Below are 17,019 nucleotides of genomic sequence, written 5' to 3'. Positions count from 1 at the left end.
CGTCAGATTTGCGATTTTCGACGAATCGAGGTCTGGGCAGCGATGAAATGAAGCTTGCGGGCACGTGCTCACCCCCCTAGCGCGCCCCGATGGATGCCAGCGCCCCACCCCAGCACGACCGGACGGGCCTTGTCGCGGCCTTCGGTGCCTACATCATCTGGGGCTTCCTTCCGCTCTACCTGATTCTCGTGCAGAGCGTCCCGGCGTTCGAATTCGTCGGTTGGCGGATCATCTGGACACTGCCGCTGTGTCTGCTGATCGTGCTGTTTCGCCGGCAGCTGCCCGATCTGCGCGCCGCCCTCGCCAATCGTCATACGCTCGGCTGGCTTGCCGCGAGCGCGGCGCTGATAGCGGTCAATTGGGTGGTCTACGTCTGGGCGATCCAGAACGGCCAAGTCTATGCGGCGAGCCTTGGCTACTACATCAATCCGTTGCTCAACGTGTTGCTCGGCACGCTGCTCTTGGGCGAGAAGCTGACGCGGCCGCAATGGGTCGCGGTAGGCATTGCCGCGATCGGCGTTTCGCTCCTTGTCGCGGGCGCGCTGACGACGCTGTGGATCAGCCTGACGCTGGCGCTGAGCTTCGGGAGCTACGGGTTGATCCGCAAGCAGCTCGACGTCGGATCGCTTCCCGGACTGACCATCGAATCAGCTCTACTGCTGGTCCCCTCGGCGGGGGTTGCGTGGTATTTCGCGCAAACCCAGGGCTCTTCCTTCGCCGTCTCGGCCGAGCTCAGCCTGGCGATCATGGCGGGCGGCGCGCTGACCGCCTTCCCGCTGCTGTTCTTCGCCATCGCCGCGCGCAAGCTGCCCTATTCGACACTGGGCTTCATCCAGTTCCTCGCGCCGAGCATCGTCTTCGTCCTCGGCCTGACCGTATTCGGCGAAAAGCTGAAACCGGCGCAGGCTGCATGTTTCGCCTGTATCTGGACGGCGGCGGCGATCTTCGTCTGGGACCTCGTCGCCCGGTCTAGGAGGCCAGCCGCCAGCTGAGCGTTTCGCCCGCGTGGAAGGGCACGATCCGCGCCTCGCCGCCGTCCACCTCGTCCGGGACCTCGACCGACTCCTTCTCCAGCGTGATTCGCTCCTCATTGGGCGCGAGGCCGTAGAAGGCCGGACCGTTGAGGCTGGCGAAGGCTTCGAAATGCTGGAGCGCGCTCTCGTCCTCGAACACCTGGATATAGCTTTCGAGCGCGAAGGGCGCGTTGAAGATGCCCGCACAGCCGCAGGCGCTTTCCTTGTCGTGGCGATGGTGCGGCGCGCTGTCGGTCCCGAGGAAATACTTCCGCGAGCCGCTGGTCGCCGCGCCGCGCAGCGCGAGGCGATGCTGTTCGCGCTTGGCCACCGGCAGGCAGTACATATGCGGACGGATCCCGCCGACGAGGATGTCGTTGCGGTTGATATGGAGGTGCTGCGGCGTGATCGTCGCGGCGATATTCGGCCCCCCGCTCTCGACGAAGGACACGGCCTGCATCGTGGTGATGTGTTCGAAGATGACGCGCAGGGCCGGCAGCCGGTCGACCAGCGGCTGGAGCACGCGGTCGATGAACACCGCCTCGCGGTCGAAGATGTCGATATCGGGAGTGGTCACCTCGCCATGAACGCAAAGCGGCATGCCGATCTCGGCCATCCGCTCGAGCACGCCCATGATATTGGCGACATCGGTGACCCCGTGGGCGGAATTGGTCGTCGCGCCCGCCGGGTAGAGCTTGGCCGCGGTCAGCACGCCATCGCCGTGGCCCGCCGCCAGATCGTCCGCATCGCTCTCGTCGGTGAGGTAGGCAGTCATCAGCGGGGTGAAGTCCATACCTTCGGGCACCGCCGCCAGGATCCGCTCGCGGTACGCGGACGCCAGCGCCGTGGTGGTCACCGGAGGGGAAAGGTTGGGCATCACGATCGCACGCGCGAACTGGCGAGCGGTCTGCGGCACCACCGCGCGCATGGTTGCGCCGTCGCGGAAGTGCAGGTGCCAATCGTCGGGGCGGCGGATTGTCAGCGATTCGACCATGGTGTTGCCTATGGCGGCGAGCGGCCTATCTGTCACCCATGACTGCTACCCGCCTGACCAGCCGCGCCGTGATCCGCCTGTCTGCCGAGGATCCCGAAGAGGACGTCGCGGACTTCCTGCAGGGCCTCGTGACCAACGACGTCACCGGCAATCTGCCCGTTTATGCCGGACTGCTGACGCCGCAGGGCAAGACGCTGTTCGATTTCCTCGTCTGGCCGGGTCCCGGGGGCGAATTGCTGATCGATTGCGAGGCGGAGGCGGCGGAGGAATTGGCCAAACGTCTCTCGCTCTATCGCCTGCGTCGCAAGATCGAGATTCGCGTCGATCCCACCGTTTCCGTCCATTGGCAGCGCGAGATGGGCGATGGCGGCGCTGCCGATCCGCGTCTCGGCGCTTTGGGCCAGCGCTGGCTTGCCCCCGCGGAGGATGCCCAGGAGGCGGCCGACGAAGCGTGGCTAGCGCACCGGCTCGCACTGGGCGTACCGGAAGGACGCGCCGAGCTGGGCGATGTTTTGTGGCTCGAGACCAATGCGGTCGAGCTGAACGGCGTCACCTTCGCCAAAGGCTGCTATGTCGGCCAGGAAAATACTGCGCGAATGAACTGGCGCAGCAAGGTCAACCGGAGGCTGGTCGTGGTCCCGCTCGACCGGTCGGACGAAAAACGGCGCAAGGCCGGTTACCCGGAATTGGGATTGGCGGTCGACCATCTGAGACTGGCGGATATCGATTTCGAGAACACGCCGGGATGGATGCGCGAGGCGGTTACCGCTTCGGAAGGTTAGCGTCCATCGAGCGGGTGAGCATGCGCTCGGCCCGATCGCGCGCGGCCGCATCGGGCAGGCCGAGCGACCGGGCCAGAGCGGTGCCGATCAGTGCATCGCCCATGGCCATCAGCACCAGTGCGAGCGTTTCTTCATGCACATGCATGGCATCGACACCATGCGCCGCTTCTTCGGGGGCGATCTCGTCGACCAGCTGATGGATCGTCTCGACGATGGGGGTCAGCGCATCCTCATTGCCCGTCAGGATCATCCAGCTGGCAAGCGCGCCCGCCCCTTCCTTGTCGAAGGCATCGAAGGCGAGGTCGACCACTTCGCGGGGGCTGCCCAGCCCGGCGCGGCTTGCCCGCACGGCGTCGATGATCGTGTCGCACACCGTTTTCGCGAGGTGGCCGGCGAGCGCTTTCTGCAATCCCGCGGCCGATCCGAAATGGTGAAGCAGATTGGCGTGCGTACGCCCGATTCGCGAGGCAACGGCCTTGAGCGTTACCGATTGCGGGCCCGTCTCGATCAGCAGCGCGCGCGCCGACTCGAGTGCAGCCAGGCGCGATTCCTCGGGGGAGAGTCTCTTGCGTGTCGCCATGTGTGGTGCGGATTACCCCATCCAAAACGGGGTGGAAAGCGCTAAGGGGCTTTTTATTGACAGGCGTGTAAGTAAGCCTTACTTACATCGATGTCAGTTAATCTCGCGGAGCCCTCCATGAACGCCCCCGTTTCGATCGACACCGATACGCGCCATGCAGCCCCCACGCCGGCCGACCTCACCATTACCGTGCGCGACGAGCGCTTCAATCGCGATACCAACCCCCGTCGCTGGTGGGCGGGCGAACCTTTCGGCACTGCCTGGCACAACGCGCTGTCGGCCACTTTCCCTCGCGGAGAGGCCTTCTTCATCGAAGCGGTAAAGGCCCATCGCGAAGGCGCCGACCCCAAGCTCGAGGCGGAAATTCGCGCCTTCGTTAAGCAGGAAATCAACCACACGCGCGAACACATCGCCTTCAATCGCCTCGCGGAAGATACCGGCTACGATATCAAGGCGATCGATGCGCGCGTGGCCGAACTGCTCGCCCTGACCAAGGACCGCCCGGCCATCGCCAACCTCGCCGTCACCATGGCGCTGGAACACTACACTGCGATGATGGCCGCCGAATTCCTCGCCAATCCGAAGCATTTCGAGAATGCCGACAAGGAAGTGCGCGACATGTGGCGCTGGCACGCGGCCGAGGAAATCGAGCACAAGGGCGTTGCCTTCGACACCTGGAACCATGCGACGAAAGACTGGACCGCCTGGCGCCGCTGGAAGGTCCGCAGCCTGGTGATGCTGACGGTCACCGCGCGCTTCTTCAAGAACCGCTGGATCGATTCGCTCGCTCTGCTCGAACAGGACGGCATCACCGGCTGGAAAGCCAAGTGGGGCCTGTTGAAGTATCTGACTGTCTCGCCCGGGGTGGTGCGCCGGATCTTCCCGGCATGGCTTGCTTACTTCAAGCCGGGCTTCCATCCCTGGGATCACGACGACCGCGAGCTGATCAAACTCTACGAGGGTGACTTTGCAGACGCGCTGATGCCCGCCGAATGACGTGAGTCCCCGCCAGGGCGGGGACCCCGGCAGGATCGGCGCAAGTCAGCCTGAGACCCCCGCCTGCACGGGCGATCGATAAGAAAAGACCCCGCAAGCGTACCTGCTTGCGGGGTCTTTCTTTCGCGTGCCGTCAGGCCGCTTGTGATGAAGTCTGGTCGGCGGCCTCGAGGTCGAGCCGGAACAGCGCGCAGGGCACGTCCTCGCCCCGGGCGCAGCTGTGGCGCTGCGCGACCTTGCCCGTGGGCAGGAAGCCTATCTTACGCAGCACCTTGCCCGAGGCAGGATTGTCGATGAAGTGACCGGCCTCGATCCGGTTGTGGCCGAGCAGCCGCGCGATTTCCAGAACCCCGCTGGCCGCCTCGCTGGCAAACCCGCGTCCCCAATAGGGCCGCGCAATCCAGTAACCGATCTCCGCATCGGCTCCCTCGCAGGGGTCGATCCCAATGCAGCCGATCAGCTCCGAGCCTTCGGCGGAAGGCAAGGTAATTAGGAACACCGGATAGCGCGGATCCTGCTCGCGCATGACGAATTCGCGGGCATGTTTGGGGAGATAGGGCCACGGCGCGCGGGCAAGATTGCGGACCACGCCTTCATCGGCAATGCCGCCGAACAGCGCTTCTGCATCTTCAGGCCAGGCAGGCCGCAACAGCAGCCTTTCGGTCACATGGAACATCGGTAATCTCCCCGTCTATCCACGCTCCGGGCTCCTAGGCCGGACGCGTGACAATTGCATGATGGCGAAAGAAAATTTCGCCGCGAAATCGAAGAGGGAGAAACGACGAGAGGGAGACGGCCCCCTTCCCTGCGGAAAGGTCCCATCTCCCTCTTCGGCTGCCGGATCATGGACCCGGCTGGGACCGTCCCGTTTGGACGATCCCGTTATCGGAGCGTCCGGTTATTCGGCGGCTTCGGCCAGCATGTCGACCGAGACGAATTTGCGGTCGAGCTTGCCCTTGTGGAAGCGCACAATACCGTCGGTAAGGGCGAACAGCGTGTGGTCCTTGCCCATGCCGACATTGGCACCCGGATAGAACTTGGTGCCGCGCTGACGCACGATGATGTTGCCGGCGACGACGTTTTCGCTGCCGAACTTCTTCACACCAAGGCGACGACCGGCTGAATCGCGACCGTTGCGCGACGAACCGCCTGCTTTCTTATGTGCCATCGTCCGTGTTCCTTACTTCTTGTCTTCGGTCTTCTTGGCGGCGGCCTTCTTGGGCGCTGCCTTCTTGGCCGGAGCCTTCTTCGCAGCCGCTTCCTTCTTCGGAGCAGCCTTCTTGGCCGGGGCCTTCTTTTCTGCGGCGTCGTCCTTCTTGGCTGCTTCCTTCTTGGGAGCGGCCTTCTTGGCGGTGCCGGTGCCGACATCGGTGATGCGCAGCAGGGTCATCTGCTGGCGGTGACCGCTCTTGCGGCGATAGTTGTGGCGGCGACGCTTCTTGAAAACGACGACCTTTTCGCTCTTCGCCTGCGCAATGATCTCTGCCGAAACGGTGACCTTGCCGGCGTCGGAAAGCGTGTCGCCCTCGCCCGCAAGCAGGACATCACCCAGCGTAACGGTATCACCGGCTTCGCCAGCCAGCTTCTCGACCGCGATCTTGTCTCCGGCGGCAACCCGGTACTGCTTGCCGCCCGTGCGCACTACTGCGAACATGGTGGTTATCTCTCGTTCAAATTGCTGTGCCGTGATCTTGCGAGTGCACGGCGCGCCCGTCAGGCCGCCAGAGGCAGCCCCGGAAAGAAGCGTGCCGTTAGGCGAAAGGAGTGGTGAAGTCAACGCTTGCGGCGAGGAAAATTGCATCCTCGCTGGTGCATGGCGACGCGCGTGATATGGAGAACGCGATGATCGATCGCAAGCACCTTGTCGCTCCGCTCGCTGCAATCCTGCTGGCAGGATGCGCGAGCACCGCCTCGGACCGTTACCCCTCGCTCGCGATCCGCGATGTGGAACGCGCGGAAGGAACCTTCGAGCCGGTGCCCAGCCCAAGGCTCGACGTTCCCGAGGTCGAGGTAGACCTTGCTGGCGGGCTGGAAGCGCGCCTTGCCGCCCTGCTCGGCCACGCGCAGGCTGCGCACACAGATTTCACCAGCGCGGTTCCCGCTGCCGAACGCCGGGTCGAGGCCGCCGCGGGCAGCGCCATGGGTAGCGACAGCTGGGCTGCGGCCCAGGTCGCGCTGGCGGATCTCGATTCGGCGCGCAGCAACGCCGCGATCGCGCTGGGCGATCTCGACATCCTCTTCACCGCCGCGACCGTGCAGGCGGAAGATGCCGCGGCGATCGCCGCTACGCGCGACGCGGTCGTCGCGCTGGTGGCCGAGGAAGATGCGGTGCTCGAACGGCTGCGGGCACGGGTCCGCTAGGCCGCATACCAAAAAGCGCGGAGCCGGTTTCCCGACCCCGCGCCTCTCCCCAAACTGTCTAGGCGGTCAAACCAGCGCGGCGATCGTCACCGAGGCCACGCCCCAACCGAAGATCAGCACCGGCAGGATCAGCACCTGCGCTGCCGCGTCGCGTGCGGTCACCCGACCGGTGTGGGTCGCGATGCCGCGGCTTTCAAGCTTGTCCCAGCTCATGTTGCGCGCGCGATGGCCGGGCGCCAGCCGCGTCCAGATAAGCGGCAGGCCAAAGCCGGCAACAATGAACAGCGCGAAGATCGCCATCGGGATGATCAGGCCCGGCGTCGACAGCCCGGCCGCCATCACCGCCAGAAATCCCAGATAGAGCCCGACGGTCGCGAAATAGAGCCCCTTGGGAAGCTCGAAGCTGCGGTCGGCATCGTGCGCAACCTTGGGCGATTCGACGATGGCGGCCTGTTGGGCAACCAGCTCGCGGGTGAAATGCTTGGACATGGCGGGCTCCTTTGTTTGAGCCTTGATGCCCCTGTCCCGGTGTCCATTCCTTGATCTCGATCAAGAAGCGCGGATTATTTCCACCGTTCGAGGTCGATCCGGTCCCGATCGCGCGGCTCGATCCAGTGCCAACCGTCGCTGCGCCTTTCGCGTTTCCAGAACCAGGCGGCGGATTTGAGATGATCCATCAGATAGTCGGCAGCTTCGAACGCATTGCGGCGATGCCGCGCGGCTGTGGCGACCAGCACGATCGGCTCTCCCGGCCTCATCATCCCGATCCGGTGCCAGGCGAGCGCGCCGACCAGATTGAATCGATCGTACGCCGCTTGGGCCAGGTCTTTCATGCCCGCGAGGGTGAGCTTTTCGTAATGCGACAGCTCGAGCGCTTTCACGTCGCCATCAGGCCGCACCTTGCCGAGAAAGGACACGATCCCGCCCGCCTCGCCATGGGCGGCATTGAACGCGGCCAGCGCCTCGCCCACCGACAGTCCCTTGTCGAGCAGCCGCACATCGAGCGGCGCCGAGAGAGAAAGCCTACCCACCGCTCACCGGAGGCAGCAGCGCCACCTCGTCCCCGTCGCGCGCGGCAAGCACGGTCTTGTCGGCCAGAACCTTGCCAGCACACGCGACATTGACGCGTTCCTCGTTCAATTGCTCGGCAATCGCCGGCCCGACCGCCTCCAGCAATCCCGCCCAGTCGAGCGGCCCGGGAACCTCGCGCTCCTGCTCCCCCGCGAGATCGCGCAAGGGGCCGAGGAAAAGGATGCGCACGCCCATGGGTCAGGTCTCCAGATACTGGCCGGTGATCCCCGGCGCGTTGGCTAGATAGGCTTCGGTCGCATCGACTGCACCGCCCTCGCCCGCCACCATGTTGATCCGGCGCGGCGCGTGCTTGCGCGCAAGGCCCGCAACCAATGCGATGCGCCATTCGCGATGGGTGTGATCTGCCACGGGCATGGCCAGCATGACGTCCTCGTCGCTGCCGAGTATATCTTCGACATGCGCCAGCCAGTGCTGGTGGAAGACGCCCGCGGCGGCGAGCGGGTCGTCGGGCAATCCGTCGACCGCGATGCGCTTCATTCGCGCCGCTCGCGATGCAGCGTGATCCCGATCTTCTCGCCCGCCTCGGCGATGGCCAGCTTGACGATCTTCACCGTCACCGCCTCGACCCGCTTGTCCTGCAGGAAGAGTGTCTCGCAGACGTGATCGGCAACCGCTTCGATCAGCTTGAAGTGCACGCCTTCGGGCAACGCCTCCGACGCGGCGAACTTCAGGTCCATATAGTTCTTCGAATGGTCTAGCGACGTGTCGGGCTCGTAACGATGCAGCGGCTTCATCCGCACCTGAATGGTGAAGCGCAGCGGCTGCGGCCGGCCGGTTTCTTCGGAATAGATGCCGGTGAGCACATCGTGCTCGAATTCGGCCACTTCGAGGATCAGCGAATCATTCATTGGCAGCGGCCTTAGCGCATCGCCCCGAAAAGTGGGCACCGGTTTTCGGGTAAGGTGATGCGCCATCAAGCGCGCGAATTGGACCAGCGCGCGAAGATCGCGGTGGGAAGCAGGCGTCCCGAGCCATCTTCCTGCACCGCGAGGTCGCCGTGCTCCACCTTGCCCGGCAGCCCGGCAAAGACTTCATCGAGCAAGCCGCCCAGCGCCAGGCTGCTCATTCGTACCGCATAGACAGTGAGGAACAGAAAGCTGCTGTCGGAATCGAGCAACTGCCGACAATCGGACACGAGATCGGGCAGCCCCTGCTCGAGCCGCCACACCTCGCCATCGGGACCGCGCCCGAACTTGGGCGGATCGAGAATGATCCCGTCATAGCGCCGCCCGCGCCGCACCTCGCGCGCGGTGTACTTCATCGCATCCTCGACCAGCCAGCGGATCGGGCGACCGGCAAGCCCGGCCAGCTTGGCATTCTCGCGCGCCTGCGCAACCGATTTCTTGCTCGCATCGACATGGGTGACGCGGCCGTAACGGCTAAGCGCCTGGGTTCCGACGCCGGTATAGCCGAACAGGTTCATCGTCTCGGCGTTGGTCGCATCGCCCAGTTGCTCGCCCATCCAGTCCCACACCGGCGCCATATCGGGGAAGAAGCCGAGGTGGCGGAACGGCGTACATTGCGCGTTAAAGCGCGCCTCCTCGCCCCAACCCAGTTCCCAGCCATCGCGCGGGACGGATTTGGAATACTGCCAGCGACCGCCGCCATCTTCGTCGCTGCCCGGGACGAATTCACCATGCGCATCCCAAGTCTCGAGCCGCGGGGACCACATGGCCTGCGGTTCGGGGCGGATGAAGCGATAAGGGCCATATTGTTCGAACTTGCGGCCATGCCCGCTGTCGAGCAGGCGATAGGCGTCCCAGCCCTCGCCCACCATAAGAACCGGATCGCGTACGAAATCTGCCATCAGGACGCGTGCCCAAGGATATGATCGCGCACCGCCTCATAAGTACCGGGAAGTTCGGCATAGGCTTCCTCGCGCGCGAAGAGGTCGCCGACGCGCGAAGGCAAGGCAGGCCGCGATCCCGTGGCGCGTTCGACCGCGTCAGGGAATTTTGCAGGATGTGCCGTCGCCAGCGTGACGACCGAAATGTCGGCGGGAAGCTCCAGCGCACGCGCAGCGTGCAGGCCGATCGCGGTGTGCGGATCCACGATCTCGGAGCATTCCGCGCTGGCCCAGCGCATCGCGCGCGCCATGTCGTCCTCGTCGGCGCGCAGGCTGGTGAACAGGGCGGAGGCACCCTCGCGCTGGGCGTTGGTCAGCTGCATGGCTTTCGCCGCTTCGAACGCGCGCATCTGTTCGGCCAACGCCACGCCGTCGCGCCCTCCCACGTCGAAGAGCAGACGTTCGAAGTTCGAGCTAACTTGAATATCCATGCTCGGAGCGGCGGTTGGGGTGACCGCTCCGGTCGAATAATCGCCCGCCGAAAGCGCGCGGTGCAGGATGTCGTTGACGTTGGTTGCCACGATCAGCCGTTCGATGGGCAGGCCCATGCGCGCAGCAACATGGCCCGCGAAGACATCGCCGAAATTGCCCGTCGGCACGCTGAAGGCGAGCTTGCGCTCAGGTCCACCGAGATGGAGCGATGCCGCGAAATAATAGACTACCTGCGCCATCAGCCGCGCCCAATTGATCGAATTGACCGCTCCGATCCGGTGCTTCGCGGTCACTTCAGTATCGGCGAAGATACGCTTCACCATGGCTTGCGCATCGTCGAAGCTGCCATCGATAGCGATGTTGTGAACATTGGGCGCGCGCACCGTGGTCATCTGGCGGCGCTGGACGTCGCTGACGCGGCCCTTGGGATGGAGCATGAAGATCTCGACCCGGTCGAGCCCCGCCACCGCATCGATAGCCGCGCTGCCGGTATCGCCGCTGGTTGCGCCGACGATGGTCAGATTGCCGCCCTCGCGCGAAAGGAATTCCTCGAACAGCAGGCCGAGCAATTGCAGCGCCACATCCTTGAAGGCGAGCGTCGGTCCGTGAAACAGTTCGAGCAGCCACTGACGCTCGTCGAGCTGGGTCAGAGGCGTCACGGCCGCGTGGGCGAAGCGGCCATAGGCCTGTTCGGTCAGTTCACGCAGGCGCTCGGGCGTCAGGCTATCGCCCACAAAGGGCTGCATCACTCGCGCGGCCAGTTCGGCATAGGGCAGTCCGCGCATGGCCGATATCTCGTCCATCGAGAAACGCGGCCACTCCTGGGGCACGTAAAGGCCGCCGTCGCTGGCGAGGCCGGTCAGCGTGACGCCGGCGAAATCGAGCGCAGGGGCGCTTCCGCGGGTTGAGACGTATTTCATCGGCAAAGGCGGTTAGCGGGGCGCGCAGGTACGAGCAAGCAAGCGGCTCTTTAATCCGCCCTAGCCCGCGTGGACCGACGGCGCAGCGCGAGGAAGTAGATGACCAGCGCCGTCAGCGCGAAGAAGAACCACTGGCCGGCATAGGCAAGGTGGTTGTTGGGCAAGGATGCCGGATCGGGCTGCAAAAGCGGTTCCAGGCCGGCGGCGGGCTTGGTAGCGACGATCCTGCCCCCCGGCGCGATCACCCCGCTGATTTCACCGCCATCCCATGCGATAGGGGTGGGATCGCGGGAAAAGCCGATATCCACGAGTGCCGGGCTGCCATCTGCAAGGCGGCAAGTCGCGCGCTGGGCCACGCCGTTCCGACCATCCGCACTTCGACCCGCTATTGAGGTCATGCTCTCAACCTGCTCGCAGGCAACCGTGGTGCGCCGGTAAAGCAGCTCGTCCCGTTCGGCGGGATCGGCAGGGTAGTCGACCTCGCTGGACATTGCCGCAGCCTGCTGCGCGCTGGCGATGAGGGCTTCCTTCTCGCCCTTGCGATCGAGCTGCCATATGCCGAGCGCGATCATCGTCGCGACCGCAGCGACAACGATGACGGTCGGGATCAGGGGCATGCGCATGGTCATTTCAAATCTCGTCGCATACGAGAAGGGCAGCGCCGGCCATGCCGGGCTGCCCCTCGTGTGTTTCAGTCCTGTCGACTGGCATCAATGGACGGCAGCGCCCCAGCCGCCCCAGATGTAGACGACGATGAACAGGAACAGCCACACGACGTCGACGAAGTGCCAGTACCAGGCCGCCGCCTCGAAGCCGAAGTGCTGGCGCGGGGTGAAGTGGCCCTTATAGGCGCGTACCAGGCACACGATCAGGAAGATCGTACCGATCAGCACGTGGAAGCCGTGGAACCCGGTCGCCATGTAGAAGGCCGAGCTGTAGGTGTTGCCGCCGAATTCGAACGGAGCGACCGCATATTCATAGGCCTGGATCGAGGTGAAGATCACGCCGAGGATGATCGTCAGCCAGAGGCCCTTCTTGAGGCCCTCGCGATCGCCATGGATCAGCGCATGGTGCGCCCAGGTCACGGTGGTACCCGAACACAGCAGGATCAGCGTGTTGAGCAGCGGCAAGCCGAAGGGGTCGATCACATATTCGATCGCCGCAGGCGGGAAGGTCCCGCCGATGACGTCGGACAGCTCGCTGGGGAACAGCGCGAAATCGAACCAGCTCCAGAACCAGCCGACGAAGAACATCACCTCGGAGGCGATGAACAGGATCATGCCATAGCGCATGTGCAACTGGACGATCGGCGTGTGGTCGCCGCGTTCGGCTTCCTTCACGATGTTGCCGAACCAGGCGAAGAAGGTCGCGATCAGGCCGGCGATGCCGAGGCCGAGCACGAGGTGCGCGCTGGCCATCTCATGCATGTAGAGCACCAGGCCACTGGTGAAGGTGAGCGCCGAAATCGAGCCGATGAACGGCCAGATATCGGGTTCGAGAATGTGATATTCGTGATTGACGTTGCCAGCCATAGTACTCGCGTCCTGGGTTTCGCTTTGCGGGTGCCCTTAATGCGCGATGGCGCGCGGGTCTAGGGTCTACTCGGCAGATTCCAATGCCCGGTGGAAAGTATAGGAGAGCGTGATCTGCTCGACACCCTCCATATTCGGGTCGTCGAGCGCCTTGGGGTCGACGAAATAGAGCACCGGCATGCGCACTTCCTGCCCAGGCTCTAGCACCTGCTCGGTGAAGCAGAAGCACTGGATCTTGTTGAAATAGGCCCCGGCCTGTTCGGGCTCGACGTTGAAGGTGGCGGTCCCGGTTATCGTCTCGTCCGACGTATTCTTCGCGAGATAGATCGCCATGTCGCGCTGGCCGATGGAAACGGTGTCTGTCACCTGTTCGGGGCGGAAGCTCCAGGGAACATCGCCCGCCGTCGTGCCGTCGAAGCGGATCGAAATGGTCTTGCCGCCGGCGCTCGCGCCGAGGCGTTCGGCAAGCGCCGCGTCGCTTTCACTCGCGCGCTGCGTAGTGCCGCCGAAGCCGGTCACCTGGCAGAACAATTCGTACAGCGGGACCGCGGCATAGCCGAGGCCGAGCATGGCCAACGCGCCGCCGAAAGCCAGCAGCGCGGTGCGATTCTTGCGGGTTTCGAGGGTGGCAGCAGTCATGGCGTGGTTCACATCCGTGCGATTGTAATCACGTAGAAGAGAATGGCAAAAAACAGCAGCAGGCCGCCGAGCACGAGATTGCGGCTCTTCTGGCGGCGCTTGTATTCGGTTTCCTCGTCGGGAGTCATGCGATCCATCCCAGGTTGAAAAGCACCCGGTCCACCACCAGCGCGGCGAACAGTGCGAAGAGATAGAGGATGCTGAAAGCGAACAGGCGCTTTTCGGGCCTCATAGTGTCGTTCTCACCTGTTTGCCGGAAAGCGACCGGAACCGAAAGCGCAAGGAAAGCAAGCGTCAGCGCAAGCGAAGCAACACCGTAGACCATGCCGGTACCGCCGATAAACCATGGGGCAGCGGCAATGGGCACGAGCAGCACCGAATAAGCGAGGATTTGGCGGCGCGTCGAGGTCTCGCCCCGCACGACCGGCATCATCGGGATGCCGACATTTGCGTAATCGGTCTTCACAAACAGCGCGAGCGCCCAGAAATGCGGCGGCGTCCACATGAAGATGATCAGGAACAGGAGCACCGGCATCAATGTGACCTCGCCGGTCACCGCGACCCAGCCGATCAGCGGCGGGAAGGCGCCCGCCCCGCCGCCGATGACGATATTCTGCGGCGTCCGCGGCTTGAGCCAGATCGTGTAGATCACCGCATAATAGATGATCGCGACGAACAGGATCGCCGCCGCCAGCCAGTTCAGCGCGAGTCCCATGATGAGCACCGAAGCGACCGAAACCAAAATACCGAAATCGCGCGCATCGGTCGGGTTCATCCGCCCTGCGGGGATGGGACGCTTGGAGGTCCGCTTCATGCCGGCATCGAGATCGGCTTCCCACCACTGGTTGAGTACAGCCGAACCGCCGGCCCCCATCGCAATACAGAGAATAGCCGTAAAGCCGAGTACCGGATTGATGTCACCCGGCGCAGCGAGCAGGCCGCACAGGCCGGTGAAGATTACCAGGCTCATCACGCGCGGTTTGGTCAGCGCGAAGAAGTCGCGCCATTCCGCCGGGAGCTGTGTGGAGGCAGTATGGGTCATGGAATCGGGCGCCATATAGGCGTTCAGATGCGATTTAGCCAGTCAATCAGGATGCGATTCACCGCATCGGGGCGTTCCTGCTGCGTCCAGTGTCCGACACCATCGAGAACATGGCCCTCGGCCCTTGGCGCAAACATCTTCACCAGCGCGACCGGATCCTCCACCGCGCCGAACAGGAAAGTCGCCGGATCGCGTGTGCCACCGATGAACAGCGCAGGCTGCTCGATCCGCTTGCCCGCCCAGCCCTGCAGCCATTCGTAATCCGTCTCGTGATTGCGATAGCGGTTGAGCGGGCCGCGAAAGCCCGAAGCCTTGAATTCGGCTTCGTAGAAATCGAGATCGTCCTCGGTCAGCCAGGCGACTGGCGCGGGGTCGGGCAGACCTTCTAGAAACGTCGCCCCCAGCGGCTTGTCCCAGTAATCGCCCGGCGGCACGTCGCCGCTGATCGAATACATCATGCGCTGAACGAAATCGCGCGGCTCCTTCTCCGCCTCGGCCTCTGCGACGCCGGGCTCCTGGAAATACTCCTGATAGAAGAATCGCCCCTGCGACGTGAAGTGCTCCCGGAAGACCTCGGTAAACGGCCGGCTCGGAACACCCGCGAAGGGCACCGATAACCCTGCGACCGCGCGGAAATGCTCGGGATGGGTAAGCGCCGAATTCCACACGATCGGTGCCCCCCAGTCATGGCCGATCAGGATTGCGGGATCTTGGGGCGAAAGTGCCTGTCTCAAGCCCACCAGATCGCCTACTATCCGCTCCATCGCATAGGCTTCGACCGGATCCGGCTTGTCCGATCCGCCATAGCCGCGCACGTCGATCGCGCAGGCGGTAAAGCCCGCTGCCGCGATCGGGCCGATCTGGTGCCGCCAGGAGTACCAGCTCTCGGGAAAGCCGTGGACCATGACGACGAGGGGCCCCTTGCCCTCGATCGCACAGCGCAGACTCACCTCCCCCGTATCGACGGTACGCATTTCGGGCATTGGGCTGGCACTCCGGACAAAAGAAAACGACCGGTCCACCATGGGACCGGTCGCTCTCGTGTGTCCAGTGCCTAGACGTTTAGGCCGTGGCGGGCTTGGCCTCGCTCATGTGGTCGTGGGCCGTGTGATGGTCCTCGATCACCGGTAGCGTCTCGAACTGGTGGAACGGCGGCGGGCTCGACAGGCTCCATTCGAGCGTGGTCGCACCTTCGCCCCACGGGTTGTCGGCTGCTTTCTTGCCGGCCACGAAGGCGTAGACGATGTTCACGAAGAACAGGACCATCGACAGGGCCATGATGGTGTAGCCGAGCGAGCTGATCTCGTTCCAGTAGGTGTAGGCATCGGCATAGTCGGGATAGCGACGCGGCATGCCCTGCAGACCGAGGAAGTGCTGCGGGAAGAAGATCACGTTCACACCGATGAAGAAGCCCCAGAAGTGGAGGTGCGAAAGCAGTTCGGAGTGCATCCGGCCGCTCATCTTCGGGAACCAGTAGTAGAAGCCGGCGAAGAGCGAGAACACCGCGCCCATCGACAGCACGTAGTGGAAGTGTGCCACCACGAAGTAGGTATCGTGGACCACGTCGTCGATGCCGCCATTGGCCAGGTAGACGCCGGTCACGCCGCCGACGGTGAACAGGAAGATCATGCCGATCGCCCACACCATGGGCGATTTGAACTCGATCGACCCACCCCACATGGTGGCGATCCAGCTGAAGATCTTCACGCCCGTAGGCACCGCGATGACCATGGTGGCCGCGGTGAAGTACATCTTCGTGTTCACGTCGAGACCGACGGTGTACATGTGGTGCGCCCACACGACGAAGCCGACGACGCCGATCGCGACCATGGCATAGGCCATGCCGAGGTAGCCGAAGACCGGCTTGCGGCTGAAGGTCGAGACGATCTGCGAGATCATGCCGAAGCCCGGCAGGATCATGATGTAGACTTCGGGGTGACCGAAGAACCAGAACAGGTGCTGGTAGAGCACGGGATCGCCGCCACCGGCCGGATCGAAGAAGGTCGTGCCGAAATTACGGTCGGTAATAAGCATGGTGATCGCCGCGGCAAGGACCGGCAGGGCCAGCAGCAGCAGGAAGGCCGTGACCAGCACCGACCACACGAACAGCGGCATCTTGTGCAGGGTCATGCCCGGCGCACGCATGTTGAAGATGGTGGTGATGAAGTTGGTCGCGCCCAGGATCGAACCCGCACCCGCAAGGTGGAGCGAGAAGATCGCGAAATCGACTGCCGGACCTTGGCTACCCGTGGTCGAAAGCGGCGCATAGACCGTCCAGCCGACGCCCGCGCCAGGCCCCGTGCCACCCGGCACGAACAGCGAGAACAGCAGCGAGACGAAGCCCGCGACGGTCAGCCAGAACGAGACGTTGTTCATGCGCGGGAAGGCCATGTCCGGTGCACCGATCATAAGCGGAACGAACCAGTTGCCGAAGCCACCGATCATCGCCGGCATGACCATGAAGAACACCATGATCAGGCCGTGCGCGGTAATGAACACGTTCCACATGTGCAGCGAGGTATCGAAATCGGGCGTGCCGCCCATGAACTCTGCCCACCACTGCAGGTACTGGATACCGGGCTCTGCCAGCTCCATACGCATGATGCCCGAAATCGCGCCGCCGATGATCCCCGCGATGATCGCGAAGATCAGGTAGAGCGTACCGATGTCCTTGTGGTTGGTGGACATGAACCAGCGCGCGAAAAAGCCGGGCTTGTGATCGGCATGATCGTGCGCATGGTCGTCGGTGTGAGCCTGGAAGCTGTCGGCGGTGGTGGCCATCGTGCTATA

At 63.9% G+C, this 17,019-nt stretch carries 22 protein-coding genes; 4 read left to right on the top strand and 18 right to left on the bottom strand.

What is annotated here, in order from left to right; all coding sequences use genetic code 11:
* Positions 1 to 89 precede the first annotated feature (89 nt).
* On the top strand, positions 90 to 992 hold the full coding sequence (gene rarD, locus ACQY4G_RS09975; protein ID WP_421990645.1) for an EamA family transporter RarD: 903 nt from the start codon (positions 90 to 92) through the stop codon (positions 990 to 992).
* Here rarD and pyrC read toward each other — a convergent pair.
* Positions 970 to 2,007, bottom strand: a complete 1,038-nt coding sequence (gene pyrC, locus ACQY4G_RS09970; RefSeq protein WP_421990643.1) for a dihydroorotase — start codon at positions 2,005 to 2,007, stop codon at positions 970 to 972. The two genes, rarD and pyrC, sit on opposite strands and share 23 nt — an antisense overlap.
* A 38-nt stretch (positions 2,008 to 2,045) precedes the next feature.
* On the opposite strand from pyrC, the gene ACQY4G_RS09965 reads away from it, so the two are divergent.
* Complete coding sequence (locus ACQY4G_RS09965) at positions 2,046 to 2,789, top strand: YgfZ/GcvT domain-containing protein (RefSeq protein WP_421990641.1); 744 nt, start codon at positions 2,046 to 2,048, stop codon at positions 2,787 to 2,789.
* On the opposite strand, the gene ACQY4G_RS09960 is transcribed toward ACQY4G_RS09965, so the two are convergent.
* A complete protein-coding gene (locus ACQY4G_RS09960; RefSeq protein ID WP_421990639.1) occupies positions 2,770 to 3,369 on the bottom strand; it encodes a TetR/AcrR family transcriptional regulator in 600 nt (199 codons plus the stop codon). The two genes, ACQY4G_RS09965 and ACQY4G_RS09960, sit on opposite strands and share 20 nt — an antisense overlap.
* 117 nt (positions 3,370 to 3,486) lie before the next feature.
* Between ACQY4G_RS09960 and ACQY4G_RS09955 the strand changes: the two genes are divergently transcribed.
* Complete coding sequence (locus ACQY4G_RS09955) at positions 3,487 to 4,365, top strand: metal-dependent hydrolase (protein WP_421990637.1); 879 nt, start codon at positions 3,487 to 3,489, stop codon at positions 4,363 to 4,365.
* 133 nt (positions 4,366 to 4,498) lie between these two features.
* Here the strand turns inward: ACQY4G_RS09955 and ACQY4G_RS09950 are convergent, their stop codons facing one another.
* The 3 genes from ACQY4G_RS09950 to rplU all read right to left on the bottom strand — a co-directional run bounded on the left by ACQY4G_RS09950 (position 4,499) and on the right by rplU (position 6,019).
* Positions 4,499 to 5,041 carry a GNAT family N-acetyltransferase gene (locus ACQY4G_RS09950; protein ID WP_291178664.1) on the bottom strand — a complete coding sequence of 181 codons (543 nt, stop codon included), beginning with the start codon at positions 5,039 to 5,041 and terminating at the stop codon, positions 4,499 to 4,501.
* A 222-nt stretch (positions 5,042 to 5,263) separates the two neighbouring features.
* Positions 5,264 to 5,533, bottom strand: coding sequence for a 50S ribosomal protein L27 (gene rpmA, locus ACQY4G_RS09945; RefSeq protein WP_067694900.1), 270 nt, complete (start codon positions 5,531 to 5,533; stop codon positions 5,264 to 5,266).
* Between the two features lie 12 nt (positions 5,534 to 5,545).
* Positions 5,546 to 6,019, bottom strand: coding sequence for a 50S ribosomal protein L21 (rplU, locus tag ACQY4G_RS09940; protein WP_067694897.1), 474 nt, complete (start codon positions 6,017 to 6,019; stop codon positions 5,546 to 5,548).
* Positions 6,020 to 6,132: 113 nt separating this feature from the next.
* On the opposite strand from rplU, the gene ACQY4G_RS09935 reads away from it, so the two are divergent.
* Complete coding sequence (locus tag ACQY4G_RS09935; protein ID WP_157075185.1) at positions 6,133 to 6,726, top strand: hypothetical protein; 594 nt, start codon at positions 6,133 to 6,135, stop codon at positions 6,724 to 6,726.
* Positions 6,727 to 6,792: 66 nt separating this feature from the next.
* Here ACQY4G_RS09935 and ACQY4G_RS09930 read toward each other — a convergent pair whose 3' ends face one another.
* From ACQY4G_RS09930 to ctaD, 13 genes are all read right to left on the bottom strand, one after another.
* Entirely contained in the window at positions 6,793 to 7,215 is a 423-nt protein-coding gene (locus ACQY4G_RS09930) for a hypothetical protein (protein WP_421990635.1), read from the bottom strand.
* 74 nt (positions 7,216 to 7,289) lie between these two features.
* Positions 7,290 to 7,757, bottom strand: a complete 468-nt coding sequence (locus ACQY4G_RS09925) for a molybdenum cofactor biosynthesis protein MoaE (protein ID WP_421990633.1) — start codon at positions 7,755 to 7,757, stop codon at positions 7,290 to 7,292.
* Positions 7,750 to 7,992 carry a MoaD/ThiS family protein gene (locus ACQY4G_RS09920; protein ID WP_421990631.1) on the bottom strand — a complete coding sequence of 81 codons (243 nt, stop codon included), beginning with the start codon at positions 7,990 to 7,992 and terminating at the stop codon, positions 7,750 to 7,752. The genes ACQY4G_RS09925 and ACQY4G_RS09920 overlap by 8 nt, the downstream gene beginning before the upstream one ends.
* 3 nt (positions 7,993 to 7,995) lie before the next feature.
* On the bottom strand, positions 7,996 to 8,295 hold the full coding sequence (locus tag ACQY4G_RS09915) for a Rossmann fold domain-containing protein (RefSeq protein ID WP_421990630.1): 300 nt from the start codon (positions 8,293 to 8,295) through the stop codon (positions 7,996 to 7,998).
* Positions 8,292 to 8,666 carry a dihydroneopterin aldolase gene (locus ACQY4G_RS09910; RefSeq protein ID WP_291169798.1) on the bottom strand — a complete coding sequence of 125 codons (375 nt, stop codon included), beginning with the start codon at positions 8,664 to 8,666 and terminating at the stop codon, positions 8,292 to 8,294. The genes ACQY4G_RS09915 and ACQY4G_RS09910 overlap by 4 nt, the downstream gene beginning before the upstream one ends.
* A 65-nt stretch (positions 8,667 to 8,731) precedes the next feature.
* On the bottom strand, positions 8,732 to 9,625 hold the full coding sequence (locus ACQY4G_RS09905) for a class I SAM-dependent methyltransferase (protein WP_421990629.1): 894 nt from the start codon (positions 9,623 to 9,625) through the stop codon (positions 8,732 to 8,734).
* Positions 9,625 to 11,016, bottom strand: coding sequence for a threonine synthase (gene thrC / locus ACQY4G_RS09900; RefSeq protein ID WP_421990627.1), 1,392 nt, complete (start codon positions 11,014 to 11,016; stop codon positions 9,625 to 9,627). Before thrC ends, ACQY4G_RS09905 begins: the two co-directional genes overlap by 1 nt.
* 50 nt (positions 11,017 to 11,066) lie before the next feature.
* Positions 11,067 to 11,633, bottom strand: a complete 567-nt coding sequence (locus tag ACQY4G_RS09895) for an SURF1 family cytochrome oxidase biogenesis protein (protein ID WP_421990625.1) — start codon at positions 11,631 to 11,633, stop codon at positions 11,067 to 11,069.
* Positions 11,634 to 11,726: 93 nt separating this feature from the next.
* Entirely contained in the window at positions 11,727 to 12,548 is an 822-nt protein-coding gene (locus ACQY4G_RS09890; RefSeq protein WP_067694869.1) for a cytochrome c oxidase subunit 3, read from the bottom strand.
* A gap of 66 nt (positions 12,549 to 12,614) precedes the next feature.
* Complete coding sequence (locus ACQY4G_RS09885; RefSeq protein WP_291178633.1) at positions 12,615 to 13,187, bottom strand: cytochrome c oxidase assembly protein; 573 nt, start codon at positions 13,185 to 13,187, stop codon at positions 12,615 to 12,617.
* A gap of 124 nt (positions 13,188 to 13,311) precedes the next feature.
* Positions 13,312 to 14,229, bottom strand: a complete 918-nt coding sequence (locus ACQY4G_RS09880; RefSeq protein ID WP_421990623.1) for a heme o synthase — start codon at positions 14,227 to 14,229, stop codon at positions 13,312 to 13,314.
* 23 nt (positions 14,230 to 14,252) lie between these two features.
* Positions 14,253 to 15,212: an alpha/beta fold hydrolase gene (locus ACQY4G_RS09875; protein WP_421990621.1), complete on the bottom strand. Its 960-nt coding sequence runs from the start codon at positions 15,210 to 15,212 to the stop codon at positions 14,253 to 14,255.
* Between the two features lie 79 nt (positions 15,213 to 15,291).
* Complete coding sequence (gene ctaD, locus ACQY4G_RS09870; RefSeq protein ID WP_291169777.1) at positions 15,292 to 17,010, bottom strand: cytochrome c oxidase subunit I; 1,719 nt, start codon at positions 17,008 to 17,010, stop codon at positions 15,292 to 15,294.
* Between the last annotated feature and the right edge of the window lie 9 nt (positions 17,011 to 17,019).

Origin of the sequence: Qipengyuania sp. (genome assembly GCF_965277845.1) — a bacterium.
Lineage (GTDB): Bacteria > Pseudomonadota > Alphaproteobacteria > Sphingomonadales > Sphingomonadaceae > Qipengyuania.
This window is presented reverse-complemented; position numbering and strand designations above follow the sequence as displayed.